At 66.5% G+C, this 22,322-nt stretch carries 14 protein-coding genes and 2 pseudogenes; 5 read left to right on the top strand and 11 right to left on the bottom strand.

What is annotated here, in order from left to right; all coding sequences use genetic code 11:
- Positions 1–17: 17 nt before the first annotated feature.
- Positions 18–683, top strand: a complete 666-nt coding sequence (locus KEC55_RS31830; RefSeq protein WP_282512610.1) for a TetR/AcrR family transcriptional regulator — start codon at positions 18–20, stop codon at positions 681–683.
- Positions 684–745: 62 nt separating this feature from the next.
- Here the strand turns inward: KEC55_RS31830 and KEC55_RS31825 are convergent, their stop codons facing one another.
- The 8 genes and pseudogenes from KEC55_RS31825 to KEC55_RS31790 form a co-directional block, all read right to left on the bottom strand.
- Positions 746–1,600, bottom strand: a complete 855-nt coding sequence (locus KEC55_RS31825; RefSeq protein WP_282512608.1) for a 3-hydroxybutyryl-CoA dehydrogenase — start codon at positions 1,598–1,600, stop codon at positions 746–748.
- 38 nt (positions 1,601–1,638) lie between these two features.
- The gene (gene bktB, locus KEC55_RS31820) at positions 1,639–2,832 is read right to left on the bottom strand and encodes a beta-ketothiolase BktB (protein ID WP_282512606.1); all 1,194 of its coding nucleotides are present in this window, start codon (positions 2,830–2,832) and stop codon (positions 1,639–1,641) included.
- A gap of 48 nt (positions 2,833–2,880) precedes the next feature.
- On the bottom strand, positions 2,881–4,509 hold the full coding sequence (locus KEC55_RS31815) for an electron transfer flavoprotein-ubiquinone oxidoreductase (protein WP_395460122.1): 1,629 nt from the start codon (positions 4,507–4,509) through the stop codon (positions 2,881–2,883).
- 81 nt (positions 4,510–4,590) lie between these two features.
- Positions 4,591–6,381 (bottom strand): acyl-CoA dehydrogenase, encoded by a 1,791-nt coding sequence (locus KEC55_RS31810; protein WP_282512600.1) that lies wholly within the window; start codon positions 6,379–6,381, stop codon positions 4,591–4,593.
- A gap of 470 nt (positions 6,382–6,851) precedes the next feature.
- The gene (gene pntB, locus KEC55_RS31805) at positions 6,852–8,267 is read right to left on the bottom strand and encodes a Re/Si-specific NAD(P)(+) transhydrogenase subunit beta (protein WP_282512599.1); all 1,416 of its coding nucleotides are present in this window, start codon (positions 8,265–8,267) and stop codon (positions 6,852–6,854) included.
- Between the two features lie 13 nt (positions 8,268–8,280).
- A pseudogene (locus tag KEC55_RS31800) lies at positions 8,281–9,877 on the bottom strand (Re/Si-specific NAD(P)(+) transhydrogenase subunit alpha).
- A 159-nt stretch (positions 9,878–10,036) separates the two neighbouring features.
- Positions 10,037–11,173 carry an AraC family transcriptional regulator gene (locus KEC55_RS31795; protein WP_282512597.1) on the bottom strand — a complete coding sequence of 379 codons (1,137 nt, stop codon included), beginning with the start codon at positions 11,171–11,173 and terminating at the stop codon, positions 10,037–10,039.
- 39 nt (positions 11,174–11,212) lie between these two features.
- Positions 11,213–12,847, bottom strand: coding sequence for an AMP-binding protein (locus KEC55_RS31790; RefSeq protein WP_282512595.1), 1,635 nt, complete (start codon positions 12,845–12,847; stop codon positions 11,213–11,215).
- Positions 12,848–13,155: 308 nt separating this feature from the next.
- Here KEC55_RS31790 and KEC55_RS31785 point away from each other — a divergent pair, with 308 nt between their 5' ends.
- From KEC55_RS31785 to KEC55_RS31775, 3 genes are all read left to right on the top strand, one after another.
- A complete protein-coding gene (locus KEC55_RS31785) occupies positions 13,156–13,947 on the top strand; it encodes an HAD-IIB family hydrolase (RefSeq protein ID WP_282512593.1) in 792 nt (263 codons plus the stop codon).
- A 331-nt stretch (positions 13,948–14,278) separates the two neighbouring features.
- Positions 14,279–14,734, top strand: coding sequence for a carboxymuconolactone decarboxylase family protein (locus tag KEC55_RS31780; RefSeq protein ID WP_282512591.1), 456 nt, complete (start codon positions 14,279–14,281; stop codon positions 14,732–14,734).
- Between the two features lie 129 nt (positions 14,735–14,863).
- Entirely contained in the window at positions 14,864–15,964 is a 1,101-nt protein-coding gene (locus KEC55_RS31775; protein WP_282512590.1) for an AraC family transcriptional regulator, read from the top strand.
- A gap of 28 nt (positions 15,965–15,992) precedes the next feature.
- On the opposite strand, the pseudogene KEC55_RS31770 reads toward KEC55_RS31775, so the two are convergent.
- The 3 genes and pseudogenes from KEC55_RS31770 to KEC55_RS31760 form a co-directional block, all read right to left on the bottom strand.
- Positions 15,993–17,485: pseudogene (locus KEC55_RS31770) on the bottom strand (HAMP domain-containing sensor histidine kinase).
- Positions 17,482–18,201 (bottom strand): response regulator transcription factor, encoded by a 720-nt coding sequence (locus tag KEC55_RS31765; protein WP_124457109.1) that lies wholly within the window; start codon positions 18,199–18,201, stop codon positions 17,482–17,484. Before KEC55_RS31765 ends, KEC55_RS31770 begins: the two are co-directional and overlap by 4 nt.
- 451 nt (positions 18,202–18,652) lie before the next feature.
- Positions 18,653–19,771, bottom strand: coding sequence for a helix-turn-helix transcriptional regulator (locus tag KEC55_RS31760; protein WP_282512586.1), 1,119 nt, complete (start codon positions 19,769–19,771; stop codon positions 18,653–18,655).
- A gap of 236 nt (positions 19,772–20,007) precedes the next feature.
- On the opposite strand from KEC55_RS31760, the gene KEC55_RS31755 reads away from it, so the two are divergent.
- On the top strand, positions 20,008–22,089 hold the full coding sequence (locus tag KEC55_RS31755) for a hypothetical protein (protein ID WP_348996028.1): 2,082 nt from the start codon (positions 20,008–20,010) through the stop codon (positions 22,087–22,089).
- Positions 22,090–22,322: the final 233 nt, after the last annotated feature.

Below are 22,322 nucleotides of genomic sequence, written 5' to 3'. Positions count from 1 at the left end.
GTTTTTCCGGAGGCGGCATGGGCCGACAAAAATCGGGGCAGAACAGCGAGCCTGCAGCGACGGGCGCGGACGCGCCGGCGCGCGCGCGGCTCGTCCCGACACAGCAGCGCAGCCGCGAGCGGTTCGAGCGCATCCTTGCGTGCGCGTCGGAAGTGATGATCGAGAAGGGCTGCGACGCATTCCGGATGAGCGACATCGTGGAACGCACGGGCATCTCGTTCGGTTCGCTGTATCAGTACTTTCCGGACAAGGCGGCCGTGATCGGTACGCTCGCGGAGCGCTACAACGAGGCCGGGCACGAATGCGTGCGGCGCGACCTCGCGACGATGAAGACGCTCGACGACCTGCACGGCACGCTCGCCCGCATCACGGACAGCTACTACCGGCTGTTCGTCGACGAGCCGCTGATGCGCGACATCTGGCGTGCGACGCAAGCCGACCGCGCGCTGCAGGCACTCGACCAGGCAGACGGCGAGTTCCTAGCCGGCCTGTTCGCGGATGCGTTGGGAGAAGTGGCGCCCGACACGACACGCGCGCAACGGAGCGCGTTCGCCGAGCTGATGATGATCCAGATCGCGGCGGCCGTGCGTCACGCCATCATGCTGCCGCCGAAGGCTGCGCGGCAGATCCTCGCGATGTTCAAGCACACGCTGCCGCGGGATCTGGCAGTGCTCGACGCGTAACCGCACCGATCAATGCACGCGGCCGCCCGAAGGCGGCCGCGCGAAGTGGCATGATTCGCCGCTTACTTGCTGTAGTCGTACACCCCGCGCCCGGTCTTGCGCCCGAGCCGCCCGGCCGTCACCATCTCGCGCAGCAGCGGGCAGGCACGATATTTAGGATCGCCGAAGTCCTTCAGGAACACGTCCATCACCGCGAGGCACACGTCGAGGCCCACGAGGTCTGCCAGCGCGAGCGGCCCGATCGGGTGGTTCGCGCCGAGCTTCATCCCCGCGTCGATCTCCTCGGCCGACGCGATACCTTCAGCCAGCACGAAGAACGCTTCGTTGATCATCGGCACGAGGATCCGGTTCACGACGAAGCCCGGCGAATTGCGCACGCCGATCGGCGACTTGTCGAAACGCTCGGTCAGCGCGCGCACGGCCGACGCGGTCGCATCGCTTGTCTGCAGCCCGCGGATGATCTCGACGAGCGGCATCAGCGGCACCGGGTTGAAGAAGTGCATGCCGAGGAAACGCGACGGATCGGCAAGGAGTGCCGCAAGCGCGGTGATCGAGATCGACGACGTGTTGGTCGCGATGATTGCGTCCGGACGCGCGACGGCCTCGATCTGTTTCAGGATGCGGCCCTTCAGCTCGACGTTCTCGGTCGCGGCCTCGATCACGATGTCGACCGATGCGAGTTTCGCGTAGTCGGTCGACGTCGTGATGCGAGCCAGCGCCGCATCGCGTGCAGCCGCGTCGAGCTTGTCCTTCGACACGAGCCGCTCGAGGCTGCCCTTCAGCGTCGCGACGCCTTTCTCGAGCGCGGCGTCGCTGACGTCGATCATCACGACGTTGAGTCCGGCAACGGCTGCGGTTTGCGCAATGCCGTTACCCATGGTTCCGGCGCCCACGACGCCGACGATTTCGATGGCCATGAAATTTCCTGTGTGTTCGGGTGCTGAGCGGTCGATTATCAGATGTTCTCGAAGATCGCAGCAATCCCCTGGCCGCCGCCGATACACATCGTCACGAGCGCGTAACGCCCGCCGATGCGCTTCAGCTCGTACAGCGCCTTCACCGTGATCAGCGCGCCGGTCGCACCGATCGGGTGACCGAGCGAGATGCCCGAGCCGTTCGGGTTGACCTTCGCGGGATCGAGGCCGAGCTCCTGCGTCACGGCGCACGCCTGCGCGGCGAACGCCTCGTTCGCCTCGATCACGTCGAGATCGCTGATCTTCAGGCCCGCGCGTTCGAGCGCCTTCTGCGTGGCCGGCACCGGGCCGATGCCCATGTACGCCGGGTCGACACCCGCGTGCGCATACGCGACGAGGCGTGCGAGCGGCTTCACGCCCTGTGCGCGCGCAGCGTCCGCGCTCATCATCAGCACGGCTGCCGCCGCATCGTTGATGCCCGATGCATTGCCGGCCGTCACGGTGCCGTTTTCCTTCGCGAACACCGGCTTCAGCTTCGAGAAATCGTCGACGCTCGCATCGTGACGCACGTGCTCGTCGGTGTCGAACGCAACCTCGCCCTTCTTCGTGCGGATCGCGATCGGCAGGATCTGATCCTTGAAGCGCCCTTCCGCGATCGCGCGCGCCGCGCGACGATGCGATTCGAGCGCCAGCGCATCCTGCGCGTCGCGCGAGATGTCGTACTTGCGTGCGACGTTCTCGGCCGTCACGCCCATGTGGATCGTCTGGAACGGGTCGTGCAGCGCGCCGAGCATCATGTCGACGAGCTTGCCGTCGCCCATGCGCTGGCCGAAGCGCGCGGCCGGCACGGTGTACGGTGCGCGGCTCATGCTCTCCGAGCCGCCGCCGATCGCGACGTCGGCGTCGCCTAGCATGATCGTCTGTGCGGCCGACACGATCGCCTGCAGGCCCGAGCCGCACAGACGGTTCACGGTCAGCGCCGGCGCGTGCTGCGCGACACCGCCATTGATCGCCGCGACGCGCGCGAGATACATGTCCTTCGGCTCGGTGTTCACGACGTGGCCGAACACGACGTGGCCAACCGCATCGCCCGACACGTTCGCGCGCGACAGCACTTCGGCGACCACCTTCGCGCCGAGATCGGTCGGCGAGAAATCCTTCAGGCTGCCGCCGAAATCACCGATCGCGGTACGGACACCGCTCACCACCACGACTTCTTTCGCTGCATTGCTCATCGTCTCACTCCGGTTCGTTCGCGCCCGCAGGCGCGGGGATGCGTTGCGTTACATGTTCGGGTAATTCGGCCCGCCGCCGCCTTCCGGCGTGACCCACACGATGTTCTGCGTCGGGTCCTTGATGTCGCAGGTCTTGCAGTGCACGCAGTTCTGCGCGTTGATCACCAGCCGGTCGCTGCCGTCGTCGTTCTTCACGAATTCATATACCGCCGCCGGGCAGAAGCGCCCCTCCGGCCCCGCATACGTGCGCAGGTTCACGTTCACCGGCACGCTCGCATCCTTCAGCGTCAGGTGCGCCGGCTGGTTTTCTTCATGGTTCGTGTTCGAGATGAATACCGACGACAGCCGGTCGAACGTCAGCTTGCCGTCCGGCTTCGGATACTCGATCGGCTGGCATTGCGACGCCGGCTTCAGCATCTCGTGGTCCGCGTGCTTGTGATGCAGCGTCCACGGCACGTTGCCGCCCATCACCTTCTGCTCGAGCCCGACCATCAGCGTGCCCAGGTACAGGCCCTTCGCCATCCATTGCTTGAAGTTGCGCGCGCGGTACAGTTCCGTGTACAGCCACGATTGCTTGAAGGCATCCGGATACGCGTTGAGCTCGTCCGACTGACGGCCGGCCTGCACCGCGTCGAATGCCGCGTCGGCCGCCAGCATGCCGGTCTTGATCGCCGCGTGGCTGCCCTTGATTCGCGACGCGTTCAGGAAGCCCGCGTCGTCGCCGATCAGCGCACCGCCCGGGAACACCGTCTTCGGCAACGACAGCAGCCCGCCCGCCGTGATCGCACGCGCGCCGTACGACACGCGCTTGCCGCCTTCGAGGAACGCGCGGATCGACGGGTGCGTCTTGTAGCGCTGGAATTCCTCGAACGGCGACAGATACGGGTTCGTGTAGCCGAGGCCGACCACGAAACCGACCACGACCTGGTTGTTGTCCATGTGATACAGGAACGAGCCGCCGTAGGTATCCGACTTCAACGGCCAGCCGGCCGTGTGGATCACGAGGCCCGGCTTGTGCTTCGCGGGATCGATTTCCCACAGTTCCTTGATGCCGATCCCGTACGCCTGCGGCTCGGCGTTCGCGTCGAGCTTGAACTTCGAGATCAGCTGGCGGCCGAGATGGCCGCGGCAGCCTTCGGCGAACAGCGTGTACTTCGCGTGCAGTTCCATGCCGAGCTGGAAGTTCTCGGTCGGCTCGCCGTCCTTGCCCACGCCCATGTTGCCGGTCGCGACGCCTTTGACCGAGCCGTCGTCGTTATAGAGGATCTCGGCGGCCGGGAAGCCCGGGAAGATCTCGACGCCCAACGCTTCGGCCTGCTGGCCCAGCCAGCGCGTGACGTTGCCCAGCGAAATCACGTAGTTGCCGTGGTTCTGGAAGTTGGCGGGCAGTGCCCAGTTGGGCGTGGTGACCGCGCTCTTCTCGGACAGGAACAGGAAGCGGTCTTCCGTCACCTCGACGTCGAGCGGGGCGCCGCGTTCCTTCCAGTCGGGGAACAGTTCGTTGATCGCGCGCGGATCCATCACCGCGCCCGACAGGATGTGCGCGCCGATCTCGGAACCCTTCTCGAGCACGCACACGCCGATCTCGGTGCCTTTCTCGGCGGCCAGCTGCTTGAGCCGGATCGCCGCCGACAGCCCGGCGGGGCCGCCGCCGACGATCACGACGTCGTATTCCATCGATTCGCGCGGGCCGTATTGCGCGAGCAAGTCCTGTGTGGTCAAAATCCTGTCTCCTCCTGCGTCCCGACCGTCAACCGGTCAGAACTGATCTTCCGTCAACGCGAGCACGCTCTCGTTGCCCTGCGCGCCGACGATCGACGCTTCGAGCGCACCGGCCTGCACGAGAATGTGCTCCGCATAGCATTGCGCGATCGCGATCTTCGCATCGAAGAACGCCGGGTCGCTCGCGCGGTTCGCCTGCGCCGCCACCAGCGCGCGCGCCATCTGCCAACCGCACAGCACCACGCCCGCCAGCTTCAGGTACGGCACGCTGCCCGCGAACACCGCATTCGGGTCCTGCTTCACGTTCGCCACCACGTAATCCACCACCGACGACAGCGCCTGCGCACCCTTCTCCAGCTGCACCTTCATCGACGCGGCCGCCGCGCCGTCCAGCTTGCCCAGCGCCGCCACCGTGTCGCCGACTTCCGCGAGCAGCGCCTTCGCCACCGCGCCGCCGTCGCGCATCGTCTTGCGCCCCACCAGGTCGTTCGCCTGGATCGCCGTCGTGCCTTCGTAGATCGCCAGGATCCGCGCATCGCGGTAATACTGCGCCGCGCCCGTCTCCTCGATGAAGCCCATCCCGCCGTGCACCTGCACGCCCAGGCTCGCCACATCGTTCACCATCTCCGTGCTCCAGCCCTTCACCACCGGCACCAGATACTCGTAGATTGCCTGATGACGGCTGCGCGTCGCCTCGTCCGAATGGCGGTGGGCAATGTCGCTGTGCGCCGCTGCCACGTACGCCAGCGCCCGCGCGCCTTCGGTCAGCGCGCGCATCGTGCCGAGCATCCGGCGCACGTCCGGGTGATGGATGATCGTCACCGACTGCTTCGCCGACCCGTCCACCGGGCGGCTCTGCACGCGTTCCTTCGCGAATTCCGCCGCCTTCTGGTACGCGCGGTCGGCCACCCCGATCCCCTGCATCCCGACGCCGAAGCGCGCCGCGTTCATCATGATGAACATGTATTCGAGGCCGCGGTTCTCCTCGCCGATCAGGTAGCCGATCGCGCCGCCGTGGTCGCCGTACTGCAGCACCGCCGTCGGGCTCGCCTTGATCCCGAGCTTGTGCTCGATCGACACGCAGTGCACGTCGTTGCGCGCGCCCAGCGAACCGTCTTCGTTGACCATGAACTTCGGCACGATGAACAGCGAGATGCCCTTCACGCCTTCCGGCGCGTTCGGCGTGCGTGCCAGCACCAGGTGGACGATGTTGTCCGCCATGTCGTGCTCGCCCCACGTGATGAAGATCTTCGTGCCGAACACCTTGTACGTGCCGTCGCCCTGCGGCTCGGCGCGCGAGCGCACCAGCGCGAGGTCGGAGCCCGCCTGCGGCTCGGTCAGGTTCATCGTACCCGTCCATTCGCCCGAGATCAGCTTCGGTACGTAGCGCTGCTTCTGCTCGTCGGTGCCGGCCGTCAGCAGCGCCTCGATCGCGCCGTCGGTCAACAGCGGACACAGCGCGAACGACAGGTTCGATGCGTTCAGCATCTCGATGCACGGCGTCGCGATCAGCTTCGGCAGCCCCTGGCCGTCGTATTCGGCCGGATGCTGCAGCCCCTGCCAGCCGCCTTCGACGAACTGGCGGAACGCTTCCGCGAAGCCCGGCGTCGCGGTCACGACGCCGTCCTTCCAGCTGCTCGGGTTGCGGTCGCCTTCGACGTTCAGCGGCGCCAGCACCTCGCCGCAGAACTTCGCGGACTCGTCGAGCACGGCCTGCGCCGTGTCGTAACCGGCATCCTCGAAGCCCGGCAACTGCGCAACGGCGTCGATGCCTGCGAGTTCCTTCAGCACGAACAGCATGTCCTTGACGGGGGCGTTATAGCTCATGGTCGATGTTCCAATCAGGCGGTGAATGAGGCGCGCTCGGGGAGCGATACGGGAAAACCCTTTGAACCCGGGGCGACGTGATGACCCATCGTAATGCCGCGGTCGCCAATTCCCATTGTCATATCCGGCCCACATAGTGACAAAATCGGCCACGGAATTTGCAGCCTTTGCCGGGAACGGCCGGCCGGACAGGGATTCGGCCGGATCGGGTTTGGCGGATTCGACGAGCAATCGACGTGCCCGCGGCAGGCACCGACGCCGCGGAGCCGGCCCGGGCGGGCGGCAAAGGGAGCCGGTTATGGGAACCGCCGGCGGGCGCCGGCACGGGAACGCATCAGCACCGGCAGCCACGCGCCGCGCACATGTGCATCGGCCCGCCATGCATCACCGATGCGTGGCGGGCCGACTGTATGTCGAGGCCATGCGCTTGCGGAACGGACCTGCGGCCCGCTCCGGTCGCGTGGCCGCGCTCAGGAGGCTTTCAGCATGCCGAACACCTCGCTCAGCATCGACTTCGCATCACCGAACAACATGCGGTTGTTGTCCTTGTAGAACAGCGGATTGTCGACGCCTGCATAGCCCGAAGCCATGCTGCGCTTCATCACGATCGACGTCTTCGCCTTCCACACCTCCAGCACCGGCATGCCGGCGATCGGGCTCGTCGGGTCGTCCTGCGCCGCCGGGTTCACGATGTCGTTCGCGCCGATCACCATCGACACGTCGGCCTCGGGGAAATCGCCGTTGATCTCGTCCATTTCCAGCACGATGTCGTACGGCACCTTCGCTTCGGCCAGCAGCACGTTCATGTGGCCCGGCATGCGGCCCGCGACCGGGTGAATCGCGAAACGCACATCGACGCCCTTTTCACGCAGCAGCTTCGTCAGCTCGAACACCGTGTGCTGGGCCTGCGCCACCGCCATCCCATAGCCGGGTACGATGATCACGCGCTTCGCCTCGCGCAGCAGTTCGGCCGTTTCCGCCGCGCTCACCGCAACCGCCTCGCCGGCCGGCTGCGCGCCGCCACCGGCTGCCGCCGGAACGCCTGCGCCGCTGCCGAAGCCGCCCGCGATCACGCTGATGAAGTTGCGGTTCATCGCGCGGCACATGATGTACGACAGAATCGCACCGGACGAGCCGACCAGCGCGCCGATCACGATCAGCAGGTCATTGCCGAGCATGAAGCCGGTGGCCGCCGCCGCCCAGCCCGAGTAGCTGTTGAGCATCGACACCACGACCGGCATGTCCGCCCCGCCGATCGCCATCACCATGTGCACGCCGAACAGCAGCGAGATCACCGTCATCACGACGAGCGGCAGCATGCCGTCCTGGATGCTTTCCGCATGCAGGAACGCGCGGCCGAAGTAGATCACGATCAGCAGCGCGGCCAGGTTCATCCAGTGCCGCGCCGGCAGCAGCAGCGGCTTGCCGCCGATCTTGCCCGACAGCTTGCCGAACGCGATGATCGAGCCCGCGAAGGTAATCGCGCCAATCAGGATGCCGACGTAGATCTCCACTTCGTGGATGGCCTTCTCGGCGCCCGTGAGCTGCAGCGACGTGTCGATGTAGCTCGCGAAGCCCACCAGGCAAGCCGCCAGACCGACCAGGCTGTGCATCAGCGCGACCAGTTCCGGCATCTGCGTCATCTGCACCTTCTTCGCGGCGTACAGGCCGACGGCGCCACCGACGACCAGCGCGGCGACCACATACGGAATGCCCGCGGCCGACACGCGCGGACCGGCCACGGTGGCCAGCACCGCGATCAGCATGCCGATCATGCCGAGCAGGTTGCCGCGGCGTGCCGTTTCAGGGTTGGCCAGCCCGCCGAGGCTGAGGATGAAGAGGATCGCGGCGCCGATATAGGAGACGGTAGTCAGGTTTGAAGTCATTGTTGTCGTCCCCTTATTTGCGGAACATCGCCAGCATGCGTCGCGTGACCGCGAAGCCGCCGAACATGTTGACGGCCGTGAGCGTCAGCGCGCCCACCGCCAGGCCGAGGATCAGCCCGGACGGGCGATCGCCTGCGTTGGCCAGTTCACCGAGGGGCGGCGCGACCTGCACGAGCGCGCCGATCGCGATGATCGACGAGATCGCGTTGGTCACGCTCATCAGCGGCGTGTGCAGCGACGGCGTGACGTTCCAGATCACCATGTAGCCGACGAAGCACGCGAGCACGAACACCGTGAAGTGCGACAGGAAGCTCGCCGGCGCGAATTGGCCGACGAACAGGAACGCCAGCGCGCCGACCGCGAACACGATCGCGAGCGCCTTGGCCGACATCGGTTCGCCGGCATGTCCATGGCCCTTGGACTTCGCGGGCGCGGCCGCTGCGGGCGCCGCCTGGGGCTTGGGCGCGACAACCGCCTGCTTGATCGGCGGCGGCGGCCACGTGACGTTGCCTTCCTTGATGACGGTGAGGCCGCGGATCGCGTCGTCGTCGAAGTCGACGTTGATCGTGCCGTCCTTGCCCTTGCACAGCTCCTCGACCACGCGCAGCAGGTTCGTCGCATACAGCGTGGACGACTGCCGCGACAGGCGCGACGCGAGATCCGTGAAGCCGACGATCGTCACGCCGTGGCGCACGACGGCCTCGCCGGGCACCGTGAGTTCGCAGTTGCCGCCCTGTTCGGCAGCCATGTCGACGATCACGCTGCCGGGCTTCATCGACTGCACCATCTCGGCCGTGATCAGCTTCGGCGCGGGCTTGCCGGGGATCAGCGCGGTCGTGATGATGATGTCGGCGTCCTTGGCCTGCTGCGCGTACATCGCGCGCTGCGCCTGCTGAAGCCTTCGCTCATCACCTTCGCATAGCCGCCGCCACCCGAGCCTTCCTCTCGTAGTCGACCTTGACGAACTCGCCGCCCAGCGACTTGACCTGATCGGCCACTTCCGCACGCGTGTCGTTGGCGCGCACGATCGCGCCGAGGCTGGCGGCCGTGCCGATCGCGGCGAGGCCGGCCACGCCGGCACCGGCGATGAAGACCTTGGCCGGCGGAATCTTGCCGGCCGCCGTGACCTGGCCATTCAGGAAGCGCCCGAATGCGTGCGCGGCCTCGATCACCGCACGGTAGCCGCTGATGCTGGCCATCGACGTGAGCGCGTCCATCTTCTGGGCGCGCGACAGCGTGCGCGGCAGCGAATCGATCGCCAGCACGGTGGCCCGCCTGGCGGCCAGTTGCTCCATCAGTTCGGGGTTCTGCGCCGGCCAGACGAAGCCGATCAGCGTACCGCCCTCGCGCATCAACGCGACTTCTTCGCCGGTCGGTGGGCGCACCTTGAACACGATGTCGCTGCCGGACCAGAGGTCGGCCGCCGTTGTGGCAACGGTTGCGCCGGCCGCACGGTAGGCGTCGTCATCAAAGTTCGCGCCGGCACCGGCGCCGCTTTGGACGGCGACCGAAAACCCCAGCTTGATCAGCTTCTCGACCACTTCGGGGACGGTCGCTACGCGCCGTTCGCCGGTGGCTGTCTCCAGAGGAATCCCAATCTGTAATGTCATATTATGAAAGATGGGTGATGGCCATCGCAAAGCGCTCGGGCCGGTGCGTCAAGTTACCAGAATCATGTGGATGTTTCGAAATCAGCGTGCGACCCGCGACGGAATTCCCGACGCGCGCCGGAGACGGGAACGGGCCGCGAATACCGGCCTCCCCGCGTACTACACCTGCCGCCGGTAGGTCCCCGGCGTACTCCCCGTCCAGTGCCGGAACGCGCGATGAAACGCGCTGGGGTCATCGAAGCCGATATCGGCGCCGATCGCCGCGATCGTGTCGGGCGTGTCCGTCAGCCGCTGGATCGCGATGTCGCGCCGCAGCTCGTCCTTCAGTACCTGGAACGTCGTCCCTTCGGCTGCAAGGTGCCGGCTCAGCGTGCGTACCGAACAATGCAGGTGCTCGGCCGCCTGGTCGATCACGGGCAGGTCGGGCAGCGCCGCCGACAGGTACTGCCGCACGCGATGGCACACGAGCTGTTCGCTGAACGATTCGAAGATCCAGTCGCCCGGCGCGCGCGCGAGGAACTTGCTCAGGTTGCGCTTGCTCTGCCGGATCGGCGCGTCGAGGTAGTCGGCGCTGAAGCGCATCAGCGTGCGCTCGCAGTCGAACTTCACCGAGCCGGTAAAGAAATACAGGTGCTCGACCGCATGGCGCGGTCGCGGGCACGCAAACTCGATCTGCAACAGCGGGATCTTCTGCCCGATCAGCCAGGAACACACGCCGTGCACGAGCTTGAGCATCAGCTCCTGGCCGAGCGCGCCGATCGGGCCGATCGCGTCGTTCGGGCGCAGCAGCACCTGCGCGACGAGACCGTCGCGCTTCGCTTCGACGAAAAAGTCGTCGAGCAGGATATGGAAGAATTGCCCGAAACGATGCAGCGTCGTTTCGAGGTTGCGCGCATCGAGCAGGCTCAGGCACAGGTACTTCAGCGTGCCGCCTCGCAGCGGGCGCGAGAAGATGCCGGGCATCTCGTCGTCGAGATCGATCGCGAGCGTGCGGTACAGCGTCGAGAACTGCTCCTCCGTCACGCGCGCATGCGGCTCGCCAAGCAGCTCGATCGGGATGCCCGCGCCGCGCAGGTAGCGTTCGACCACATCGCGCTGAGCGCCCGCACTCGCGAGAAAACCGTTGACGAGCGAGATCGGCACCGTCGCGCTCGGCGACGGCAGCGCATGCCCTGCCCGGGCGGCAAGTGAGTCTGAACCGGTCATCGCGTCCCCGTCGGTCGAACCGCTCGCATTGTACTTGAGCGGCCCGCGCGGCCCGCGCGGCCCTTTCGGCACATTCGGGGCCTTCGGCATGCCGGGCCGCGCCCGCGGCCGTGCGGAACGTCGCGGCCATCAGTCGGTGCGGCTCAGTTCCCGCCGCAGGATCTTGCCGACCGTCGACTTCGGCAACCGGTCGACGAAGCGGACGATCTTCGGCAACTTGTACGCCGCCAGGCTCGCGCGGCAATGCTCGACGAGTTGCGCCTCGTTCACGTCGGCATCCGGCGCGAGCACCACGAACAGCTTGACGGCCTCGCCCGTGCGCGGGTCCGGCACGCCGATGCACGCGCATTCGGCGACGCCCGGCAGCGCGGTCGCAACGGCCTCCACCTCGTTCGGATACACGTTGAAACCCGACACGATGATCATGTCCTTCTTGCGGTCGACGATCCGCAGGAAGCCGGCCTCGTCGAACACGCCGACGTCGCCGGTACGGAAATAACCGTCCGCCGTGAACGCGGCCGCGTTTGCGTCCGGCTTCTGCCAGTAGCCGCCCATCACCTGCGGCCCCTTCACGCAGATCTCGCCCGCTTCGCCGATCGGCGCCTCGCGATCCTGGTCGTCGAGCAGCTTCACGTCGGTCGACGGCAGCGGCAGGCCCGTGGTGCCCGTGAACGCATCGATCGACTGCGGGTTGAACGATACGACCGGCGACGTTTCCGACAGCCCGTAGCCCTCGCGGATGAAATTGCCCGTCACGGCCTTCCAGCGCGACGAGATCACGTCGATCACCGCCGCGCCGCCGCCGGCCGACAGCTTCAGCCGCGACCAGTCGACTTCCTTTAAGCGCGGATGGCCGGCGAGCCCCGCGTACAGCGTGTTCACGCCGACGAACACCGTCGGCCGCGCCGCCTTCAGGACGTCGATGAACCCGTCCATGTCGCGCGGGTTCGCGACGAGCCAGTTCTGCGCGCCGATCGCGAAGTAGGACAGGAAGTTCACCGTCAGCGCGAAGATGTGATACAGCGGGATCGCCGTGACGACGACCTCCTCGCCCGGCTCGCGAGCCGCCGGCACGATCGCCGCGAACTGTTCGATGTTCGCGACGAGGTTGCGGTGCGACAGTGCCGCGCCCTTCGACAGGCCGGTCGTGCCGCCCGTGTATTGCAGCAGCAGCAGGTCCGCGCCGCCGAGCGCAACCGGCTCGCACGCGAGCGATTCGCCTGCGGCGAGCGCGTCCGCGAGCGGGATCGAGCCGGGCGGCAGTGCGTCGCAGGTGCCGGCCGGCGCATCGACGACGCCGAGATCGCCGCGCCCCACGCTCAGCACGGTGCGCACGCGCGTGCCGCCAACCACCTCGGCGAACGTGCCCATCGAGCCGCCGCAGACGACGGCCACCTCGACGCCCGCGTCGTTGAGCTGATGCTCGAGCTCGCGCGCGGTGTAGTGCGGGTTGACGTTGACCTGGATGGCGCCGATCTTCGCGACGGCGACGAACACGACCGGAAACGCGAGCACGTTGGGCAGCATCACGGCCACGCGATCGCCCTTGCGCACGCCGACGACCTGCTGCAGATACGCGGCCAGCGCGGTCGACAGGCGGTCGACATCGGCATAGGTGAGCGTGCGTCCGTACGCATGGAACGCCGGACGATCGGCGAAGCGGCGCATCGCGTCGTCCAGCAGCGCGCTTACGGATGGATGGCGATCGGCATCGATCTCGGCGGGGATCGAGCCATACGACCCGGTCCAGTGTCTCTTCGTCATGTCTCGCTCCTAGGCTCGGGGGACGGTGCGCCCGTAGCACACCGTTCGCACGGCGGCCTGCACGCCGGAAGGACGCGGGCCGTCGCCTGACCGGCGACTATCGCCCGCGCGACGCGCTTTGCAAATGATCCGGGCGGCCGAAAAGATGATCGAAACGGACACGCGTGCGGGCGCGCTTGTCCAGACAACTTCATTTGCAACGGCGGGCAGCCGCATATTCCACAGCGCGGATTGCAAAGCATCAAGCGGCATGGCACGGCCCGCCGCCCTTCTTCATAATCGACGATCGTCATTCATTCGTCGAGAAGATGCAGCCGCTTTCCCTGGCCCCCGCCGACACCTTCTCGTCCGTTCGATTCGTGCTGACCGACATGGACGAGACGCTGACCCATCGCGGCCGCCTGGCCGCGCAAACCTATGCGGCACTCGAGCGGCTGCAGGCGCACGGCATCCGCGTGATTCCCGTGACCGCCGCGCCGGCCGGCTGGTGCGACCAGATGGCGCGCATGTGGCCGGTCGACGGCGTGATCGCGGAGAACGGCGGACTCTTCATCCGGCGCAGCCCGCACGGGCACGGCGTCGAACGCCGATACTGGCATGCGGACGACGCGCTCGACGGCGCGCGCGACGCACGCCGGCGTATCGCGCAGCATGTAGCGAAGGCCGTACCTGCCGCACGCCTCGCGGACGACCAGGACTTCAGGCTGACGTCGCTCGCATACGCACGCACCGGCTCCGGCCAGGACGACCGGATACGCGACGCGCTGGTCGCGGCCGGCGCGGACGCGACCATCAATAACCTGTGGATCGTCGGCTGGGTCGGCGGATACGACAAGCTGTCGATGTCGCTGCGCGTGCTGTCGGACACCTACGGCGTCGACGCCGATGGAGCGCCGGCGTGCGTCGCGTATTCCGGCGATTCCACGAACGACGCGCCGATGTTCGGCTATTTCACGCACACGGCCGGCGTAAGCACCGTGGTCGACTATCTGCAGCAGTTGCCCGTGCTGCCGCGATGGATCACGCAAGGCCCCGGCGGCAGCGGATTCGTCGAGTTCGCCGACGCGATCCTGCGTGCTCGCCCCGACGATCAGGGCTGACCGGCCCGGCGGTCCGACTATCGCGATATCGGCATGGACAACATACGGGATCAGGCGATTCCTGCCGCCGGTCGCGCCTGATACGATCGCTTCGCTTCCGGTTCGCCGCGGCCGAGCGCACCGCTCGACGCCACCGATGAAGCCGGCATATACGCATCCGCACAACGGCTTCCGCGTACGCCATAGCCTGGCCCGGCCGGTCGATCCCGCAGCCTTTTGATCAGGATGACTTCACACCTGCCGCCGATCGCGGCGACGTGCGATGCCGGAGCAAGAGACACGACACATCCAACCAATGATCCTATCCCGCTCCATCAAGAGGCCAGTCGCCATGCCAGAACGCATCTCGTTTGGACAACTTCCCGCCCGGCTGCTCGACGTCGTGCTCAATGTCGAGGAGTACGCGAACCACACCGGACACGACTTCAAGCTCGTCGAACTGGTGCGTGCACGCGTGTCGCAACTGAACGGCTGCGCGTATTGTCTCGACCGTCACATCAAGGAAGGCATCCACGCAGGCGAGAATCCGCTACGCTACAACCTGCTGCCCGTGTGGCACGAGACACCCGACCTGTACAGCCCGAAGGAACAGGCCGCATTGCGCTGGGCCGAAGCGCTCACGCTGATCAGCGAGAACGCGATCGACGACGCGCTCGTCGCCGCGACGCGCGAACACTTCGATCGCGACGAACTGGCGACGCTCACGCTGATCGTCGCGCAGATCAACACGTGGAACCGGCTCGCCAAGCCGTTCGCGTGGCAGGCCGGCGTGTTCCAGGCCGGTTGACGCAGGACGGGGCCGGGCGCGCCGGGTAGCACCGGCGCGCGCATCAGGGTGAACCCTGATGCGCACGGGGCCGTTCCCGCGCAGAATTGCGTGCCGTAAACGATATCGAATCGGACGCAGGATCCCGTCATGCCGCGCAGTGCGCTCTTGAACCCGACGGCCGCCCGCGCAGCCCGCCTGCCGGACGCCGCACCCACCCACGCGTTGCGCGAGCAACGCTTCACGCCGGCCAAGCTGGCCGTGCTGCTCGACGTCGCGGCGCAGGCCGGCCTCGACCCGGCCACGGTGCTCGACGGCACCGGCCTCACGCCGGCCGACGTCGCGGATCCGTTCACGCTCACGTCGCCGCTGCAGTTCCTGACAGCCGCGCGCCAGGCAATCGGCCAGTACGACGGCACCGATCTCGGCGTGCGCGTCGGCCGCCGGCTGCACGCGTCGAGCTACGGAATGTACGGCTACGCGATGCTGTGCTCGGAATCGCTCGCGCACGCGTTCGATTCGGCCGTCAAGTATCACCGGCTCGCGAACGGCATGCTCGCGATCCGCTGGGTCGAACAGGGCGACACCGCTTCGTGGCTGTTTCCGGATCGGCACGAAGTCGGGCTGCCCGATCTCGACGAGCCACTGTACCGTTTCCTGATCGACATGCAGTTCGCGCTGCACGTGACGATCATCAAGGACGTGATGGGCGCGTGGTGCGTGCCGGCGCGCGCGCAGTTCGCGCAGCCGGAGCCGCCGCACGCGGCACTGCTGGCCGACGCGCTCGAATGCCCGATCGCGTTCGACCAGCCGCATCATGTGCTCAGCTATCCGGCCGCGTGGCTCACGCGCGCGCCGCAGCTCGCGAACCCGATCACCGCCGCGCAGGTGTCGTCGCACTGCGCGAGCCTGCTCGACGAGTTGCGCAGCCAGGCCGGCGTCACGCGGCGCGTGTACCAGGAACTCACGCGCACGCCCGGCCAGTTTCCCGACATCGATGCGATCGCTGACAGCCTGTGCATCACGTCGCGCACACTGCGCCGCAAGCTCGAAGCCGAAGGCACGTCGTACAGCGAACTGCTGACGAGCGTGCGCAAGGCGCTCGCGATCGACTACCTCAGCACGACCACGCTCAGCACCGAGGACATCGCGCTGACGCTCGGCTTCAGCGATGCCGTCGGCTTCCGCCACGCGTTCAAGCGCTGGACCGGCACGACGCCGAGCGACGTGCGGCGCAAGCGCGGCCGATAAGCGCGGCGGACGCCACCGCCGACGGCGGTCAGTGTGCGTCGCCGGCCGCCGGCGACGCGACCGGCAGCGCAAACTCGAACACCGCGCCGCGCCCGGCCCGATCGACGAGCCGGATGCCGCTGCCGTTGAGCGCAAGCATCCGGTGCACGATCAGCAGGCCAAGACCGCCGCTCGTCACCGTGCCGCCGCTCATCGGCCGCTGCGGCCGCTGGAACAGCCCTTCGCGGCGCGCGGCCGGAATCCCTTCGCCGGTATCGGCCACCGTCACGACCACACGGTCGCCCTGCGGCTCCAGCGCCACCTCGACCTCGCCGTGCGAAGGCGTGTGCCGCAGCGCGTTGTCGAGCAGGTTGGTCAGCACGCGCTCGATCATCGCGAGATCGGCCGACACGACCGGCACGCGCGGCGGAATCCGCGCATGCAGCGCGACGCCGCGCGCTGCGCGGTCAGCTCGAATTTCTGGAACACGTCCTGCACGAGATCGACGAGCGAGAACGGTTCGCGTTCGGCCTGCACGCCGCCCGATTCGAGCCGCGCGAGCTCGAACAGCGCCTGCGCGAGCCGGCCGACCTTCGCGCTCTGCGCAAGCGCGATCGACAGGTAGCGCCGCCGCTCGGGCTCGGCGAGCGTGTCGGCCTTCAGCGACAGCGTTTCCAGATAGCCGTGCAGCGAGGTCAGCGGCGTGCGCAGGTCGTGCGAGATGTTCGTGATCAGTTCGCGCCGCTGCTGGTCCTGGCGCGTCAGCGCGCGCCACTGGTCGCCGATCCGCTCGGCCATCTGCGCGAACGCGGATTCGAGCACCACGATGTCGTCGCCGCGCCGGCCCGGCGAGCGCGGCACCGGCGGCTGCGTGTCGGGCGCGCCGTTCGCGTCGAAACCGCGCATCGCGTCGGTCAGCCGGCGCAGCGGGCGCGTGATGAAACTGAACGCGGTGAGGCCCGCCAGCAGGCCGAGCAGCGCGACGAGCGCCATCGACCACAGCGTCGTGCGCAGTACGTTGCCGGCATCGACGCGTGCGGCGAGCCGGTCGTGCGCCTCGCCGAGCAGCACCACGTAGATGTAGCCCGACGGCGGCTGCCCCGCGCGCTGCAGCGGCGCGGCGCTGAACACCTTGCGCGCGTCCGGGCTGCGCGGGTCGTCGCCGAGGATCGGCAGCGGCCGGCCCGCGATGAATTGCTGCACGGGCGCGAGGTCGATGCGGTCGCGCTTCACGTGGCCGGGCGGCGCATCGTCGCCCTTGATGCGACCGGCGTTGTCGAGCAGGTACACCTCGACGCTCGGGTTGACGCCCATCAGCTGGCTGAACAGCGTGCGCACGGCATCCGGGCGCAGCCCGTTCGCATCCATCAGCGGCGCGCTGTTGGCGATGTTGGCGGCCAGGTCGCGCGACAACGCCTGCACGACTTCTTTTTCACGCATGTCGTTCGCGCGGATCTGCAGCCAGGCGGACGCGCCGGAGCACGCCAGCAACAGGATCGAGAATACGAGCGATAGCCGCTGGGTGAGCGTGAGCTTCATCATGCGTCCCGCTGGCCCGGCGCGGCGAGCTTGTAGCCGCGTCCCCATACGGTGAGGATCCGTACGGGCTCGGCCGGATCGACCTCGATCTTCGCGCGCAGCCGGTTGATGTGAGTGTTGACCGTGTGCTCGTAGCCTTCGTGCTGGTAGCCCCACACCGCATTGAGCAGATCCATCCGCGAGAACACCTTGCCCGGGTGCCGCGCGAAGAAATACAGCAGGTCGAATTCGCGCGGCGTGAGGTCGATGCGCGCGCCGTCGACGCTTGCCTCGCGCGCGATCGGATCGATCGCGAGCCCCTCGACGTCGAGGGTGCCCGCGTCGATCCGCGAATCGCGTGCGAGCGCATCGACGCGCCGCAGCAGCGCCTTCACGCGCGCGACGAGTTCGAGCACCGAGAACGGCTTCGCCAGGTAATCGTCGGCGCCGAGTTCGAGACCGAGGATCCGGTGTACCTCGCTCGACCGCGCGCTCGTGATGATGATCGGCGTGTAGCGCGTCATCGCTCGGGCCCGCCGGCAGATTTCGAGGCCGTCGACACCCGGCAGCATCAGGTCGAGGATCAGCGCATCCCAGCCGCCCTGTTCGAGCAGGCGCAGCCCTTCGGCGCCGTCCGCGCTGTGCACGACTTCGTAGCGCTCGTCGCGCAGGTGCAGGCTCAGCACGTCGGCGATATCGGCGTCGTCCTCGACGATCAGGATGCGTTTCGGTTGGTCCATGGTGGTGGGCGGAGGCACGTCGAAGCCGGGTTCGATAACGGTTGTCGGCGGGCGATCGGGCGCCCGGGTCGAATCGCGGCGGAAAGCCGCGCTGCCGTCATTGTGCAAAATTTTGCGGTGGGGAGTGATCACATTTCGTTTAATTTTGGATCACGCCCGTACTGTGAGCCAATACCCGCAACGCTTTCCGCCCTGTCCCCTAAAACAAAATTCGCGTTATCCCGCCTGAACACAAAATCGACACTAAAAAGCAGACGCCAGATGCGCCGGGCGACGGCGCTAGTGCATGAATTTCCGGCCAGCATCCACGCTGCATGCCGCCTTAGTGCCACCCCGGCGAAACAGCTCCTGTCATGGTCGATGGCGATCGCATCCACGACGCTGCGTGACACGCGCACGGAAATCATTCGTCCTGCCCTCCCCAACCCCACTTAGCGAGCGGTTTGAAGCATCAATCACCGCGCGAATGCTGAGGTAGCACCCAGAGCATCCGTCCCACCGCCTCGGCTTGATTGCGGGAATGCGTCTTCTCATAGATCGCGCGTAACTGGGTGCGAATGGTCGCGAGTGACACGCCTGCGCTGACCGCGCATTCGTCCGGGGTCTTGCCACCAATCAACGCTTCTGCGACGACGGCTTCCGCACTCGACAAGCCGAACGCCTGCCGTAGCTGTTGCGCGGCGACGAGCGGCGCCCCGCTGCGTTGCCTGGCTGTGACCAGCAGCGTCGCGTCGCCGAGGACGGCATGCCCCCAGTGTCCCGACACGGCAGCGATGCTCAGAAAGATGTCGTGCGCGGCGTTCACGGTGCTGGACAGGGCTAGACTCTCGCTTTTTCGGGTTTTCGCGACACGCGCCAGCGCCCCCTTGAGCGCGTCATTCTGACGCGCACTTACCGCGCCGAGATGACCGTTCTCGAGCTTGATGCATGTGGTCGCGCGTAGCATCGCTTCGGCCGCCCTGTTGACGAACACGATGCGTGCATGCCGGTCCAGCGCGAAGACGGACAGGCCCAGTTCCTCCATGAGTTCGGTACCGAGCGCCGCGTCGTGATGCAGTACCTTGGCGTCCTGCCAGAGGTTGATTGAGCGTTGCAGATGCCCGGCCATGCCGCTCAGCGTCGCGCGCTCTTCCGGTGAATAGGGCGGGCGGCCGTGCGCGCGCAGCAGCCCGAGCAAAATGTTGTCGCTATTGGGGCGCGCGAAGCGAATCCCCATCAGATAGCGAATACCCGATGGAATCTGATAATCCTGGAAGAATTCGCTGCGTTCGACATCGCGCTCGGTCAGGTGATCCTGGCAGCAAACGAACTCGCCTAGCGGTGCATTCTCAACGAAACCTCGGCGCGGGTCGAGCGCCCCGTAATACTGGTCATAGAGCGCGACGATCTCGTCGAATTCCGCACGCGGCGAATAGATCGAGAATTTCGGTGCATTGCGTGCGGCGTCCCAACTGAACATGTGAAATACATTTGCGCCGAGGCATTCGGATACCCGGTGAAAGACTTCGAGAAAACCAGTTGGATGCAGTGCGGCCTCGTAGAGGTCTCCGATGAGTTGGTCACGCTGCATGCTTCCCCCGTCGCTTCGCAGTCTTCGTATGCGAATTTTGTCTGACGATATTATTTCGAATACCGAATGTTTTCAGGCTAACACAGGATATTTTTACGCAGTGTCATGTTATTTCCCGATTTTCATCCACCTGAATGATGATCAAAAAAAACGGCTTTGCGAGAATCCTCGCCATTCAGCGTGCATGAGCAGTGCAGATGACACGCATCAACCAGCAGGCTCTCGGGGAAAACACAATGAAGCTCACACCTGTCGTATCCGGTATCGCAGTGCTCGTCCTGTCGGCTTGCGGCGGCGGCAGCAGTTCGTCCTCGTCGCCCGCCGAACCAGCAGCACAGACGGTCAGCGGGGTCGCGGCCGCCGGCGCGGCGATGCAGGGTTCTACCGTGAAACTGTTCGACGCCACCGGCAAAGCGGTAGACTGCCCTGCCGATGCATCGACCGGCGCGTTTCATTGCACGGTGACCGGCTTGAGCGCACCTTTCGCGTTGTCCGCGTACGGCAACGTCGCAGATTCACAGGCCACGCTGATCGCGCTCAGCGCGAAGGCCGGCACGCAGACAATCAACATCACGCCGATCACGAACGCGATCGCCGCCACGATCATCGGCGACAACCCGACCAAGCTACTGGCCGACACCGGCTTGCTGCAGAGCAAGGTCACCGCCCAGGCGATTGCGAGCACAGTGCAGGCTTATTCGTCTGCACTGTCGGACCTTTTGGCCGCGACCGGCAACACGGGTGTCGACCTGATTTCCGGCCCGCTGACCGCCGGCGCACCGGGCCTCGATCGGCTGCTCGACCAGGTAAAGGTCAACGTGCTGCCGGATGGCGGCGTTCAGATCAGCTCGGTGGCGGGTGTATCCAGCGATACGCCGGTACAGCTTCAGCTCGCACCTGGTGTCGCGCCGCAGGCCAGCGACAAGGCGAGCCTGCCGGCCGCCGCGACCATCAACGGCGCGGTAGTGTCGAATCTCCCGAGCGCCGACGATCTGGCAGCATTGCAGAGCGCACTTAACCAGTGCTTCGCCGGTTCGACCGGCGCCGCGCGCGAGGGCGGCAGCGTAGCGGCGTGCGGCCGGATCTTCGTGGACGACGTCGCGTCGAGTGCGCTGAATTCCGGCGTGCCGACCGCGTATCTCAACAACGGGATGTCGGCCGCTCAGGAGTTCGGTGCGCCGGCCGGCGGAACGCCGGGTATCGTGGCCGACGACGCAATGAACAACGCCAGCTTCAGCTTGCCCGAGGTCATCCGCGTCGTGGCCAGTGACACAATGTGGGTCAAGGTCGCATGGACGCGCAGCGACGGCATTCGCGACGGCATGCAGCAGCATGTGCAACTCGCGGTGCGGGCGGGTAGTCTCGCGAGCGGCGACAACGGCTGGCGCGTGGTTGGCAATCAGCGTGCAGTACTAAGCAAGGTAAACGCGAACGCGCAGAAATGGGACTGGCTGAATCCGGCCAACCCGTCGACGGGGACCAACGCATTCGTCGATTCTCTCAACCTGCAGGTGGGCACTGTCGATGCGACCGGTGCCGCCGTGGACTTCGCGATCGTCAACGGCCCCGGCTTGCGCAACGGCGTGTTCCTGCAGCCGTCGAGCGGCACCTGCGACACCTTGAACATCCGCGCACAGATCGCGAGCGGGCAGACACCGGCGCAGCTTGCCACGCTGGCTAAGAATGCGCAGTGCCGCAACAATTTCCGCCTGGCCGGCGTCGCGCAGGATCCGGCCAGCCAAAGCCAGTTCACGTGGCCTGGCGACGCGCCGCGCAACAATACCGCATGGGCGAAACCGCAATTGAATGCCACCGAGCTGTCCGACATCAAGCCCTTCAGCGCCTATACGATCGACGTTTATCAGAACGGCAACACATCGACACCGGCCAAACACTATACGGTCCGGTTGCGTACGCCGTCGCCGCTTCCCGACGCGTTGCGCCAATACGCGTGGCACGATCTGGCGCAGTCCACGCGTGACAAGCTGACGCCGGGCACTGCCGGCACGTTCGCGGGTGGGACGACCTTCCCGCTGGCCTGGACGTCGAAAACCGGACTGCCGTTCGTCAAGCGCGGCAACGTGCAGATTCGCGCAACCGCAGCCGGGCAGACGGCGGCGACGTTCGTCAACGGTTCAGCATCGGCGTTGCCGGTCCAGCCCGGCGCCGCGGTAACGCTTAACGTACCGGGCGACCAGGGCGTCGCGTTCCCATCGGTGGCCGGCTGGACGGGCAGCACGGACTTCTCGTTCGTGAATTTGAGCTGGTCCGATCCGGTCGACACGCTCTTTACCGAGTCCTTCGAGTACGACCGGTGACGGGAGACTAAAAACCTGTGCTGGCTGGCGGTCCCATCCGTACCGGATCACTTGGTCGTGTCCGGCTGCGAGAAAGACGACGAGCGTTGCGTCGAACCCGGCTTCGTGTCGTCAAGTACCGGGACCGCCTCTTCCCGATGCGCACATTGGTGTTCCTCGCGCGATGGTTTGACGCGGCTTCGACCACCAACCTCTCGAAACCCCTTGTCGAATTGGGATGAGGTGGAGTTCAC

The sequence above is a fragment of the Burkholderia cepacia genome, from assembly GCF_029962485.1.
Classification (GTDB): domain Bacteria; phylum Pseudomonadota; class Gammaproteobacteria; order Burkholderiales; family Burkholderiaceae; genus Burkholderia.
The sequence above is the reverse complement of the archived record's forward strand: the minus strand, read 5'-3'. Positions and strand labels throughout refer to the sequence as shown.

Bases quoted from the DNA above. Each gene is read 5' to 3' on its own strand.
- KEC55_RS31795 (WP_282512597.1), bottom strand. From the start codon at position 11,173: ATGCCGAAGGCCCCGAATGTGCCGAAAGGGCCGCGCGGGCCGCGCGGG.
- KEC55_RS31830 (WP_282512610.1), top strand. From the start codon at position 18: ATGGGCCGACAAAAATCGGGGCAGAACAGCGAGCCTGCAGCGACGGGC.
- KEC55_RS31775 (WP_282512590.1), top strand. From the start codon at position 14,864: ATGCCGCGCAGTGCGCTCTTGAACCCGACGGCCGCCCGCGCAGCCCGC.
- KEC55_RS31825 (WP_282512608.1), bottom strand. From the start codon at position 1,600: ATGGCCATCGAAATCGTCGGCGTCGTGGGCGCCGGAACCATGGGTAAC.
- bktB (WP_282512606.1), bottom strand. From the start codon at position 2,832: ATGAGCAATGCAGCGAAAGAAGTCGTGGTGGTGAGCGGTGTCCGTACC.
- KEC55_RS31815 (WP_395460122.1), bottom strand. From the start codon at position 4,509: ATGGAATACGACGTCGTGATCGTCGGCGGCGGCCCCGCCGGGCTGTCG.
- KEC55_RS31760 (WP_282512586.1), bottom strand. From the start codon at position 19,771: ATGCAGCGTGACCAACTCATCGGAGACCTCTACGAGGCCGCACTGCAT.
- KEC55_RS31765 (WP_124457109.1), bottom strand. From the start codon at position 18,201: ATGGACCAACCGAAACGCATCCTGATCGTCGAGGACGACGCCGATATC.
- KEC55_RS31785 (WP_282512593.1), top strand. From the start codon at position 13,156: ATGCAGCCGCTTTCCCTGGCCCCCGCCGACACCTTCTCGTCCGTTCGA.
- KEC55_RS31755 (WP_348996028.1), top strand. From the start codon at position 20,008: ATGAAGCTCACACCTGTCGTATCCGGTATCGCAGTGCTCGTCCTGTCG.
- KEC55_RS31790 (WP_282512595.1), bottom strand. From the start codon at position 12,847: ATGACGAAGAGACACTGGACCGGGTCGTATGGCTCGATCCCCGCCGAG.
- KEC55_RS31810 (WP_282512600.1), bottom strand. From the start codon at position 6,381: ATGAGCTATAACGCCCCCGTCAAGGACATGCTGTTCGTGCTGAAGGAA.
- KEC55_RS31780 (WP_282512591.1), top strand. From the start codon at position 14,279: ATGCCAGAACGCATCTCGTTTGGACAACTTCCCGCCCGGCTGCTCGAC.
- pntB (WP_282512599.1), bottom strand. From the start codon at position 8,267: ATGACTTCAAACCTGACTACCGTCTCCTATATCGGCGCCGCGATCCTC.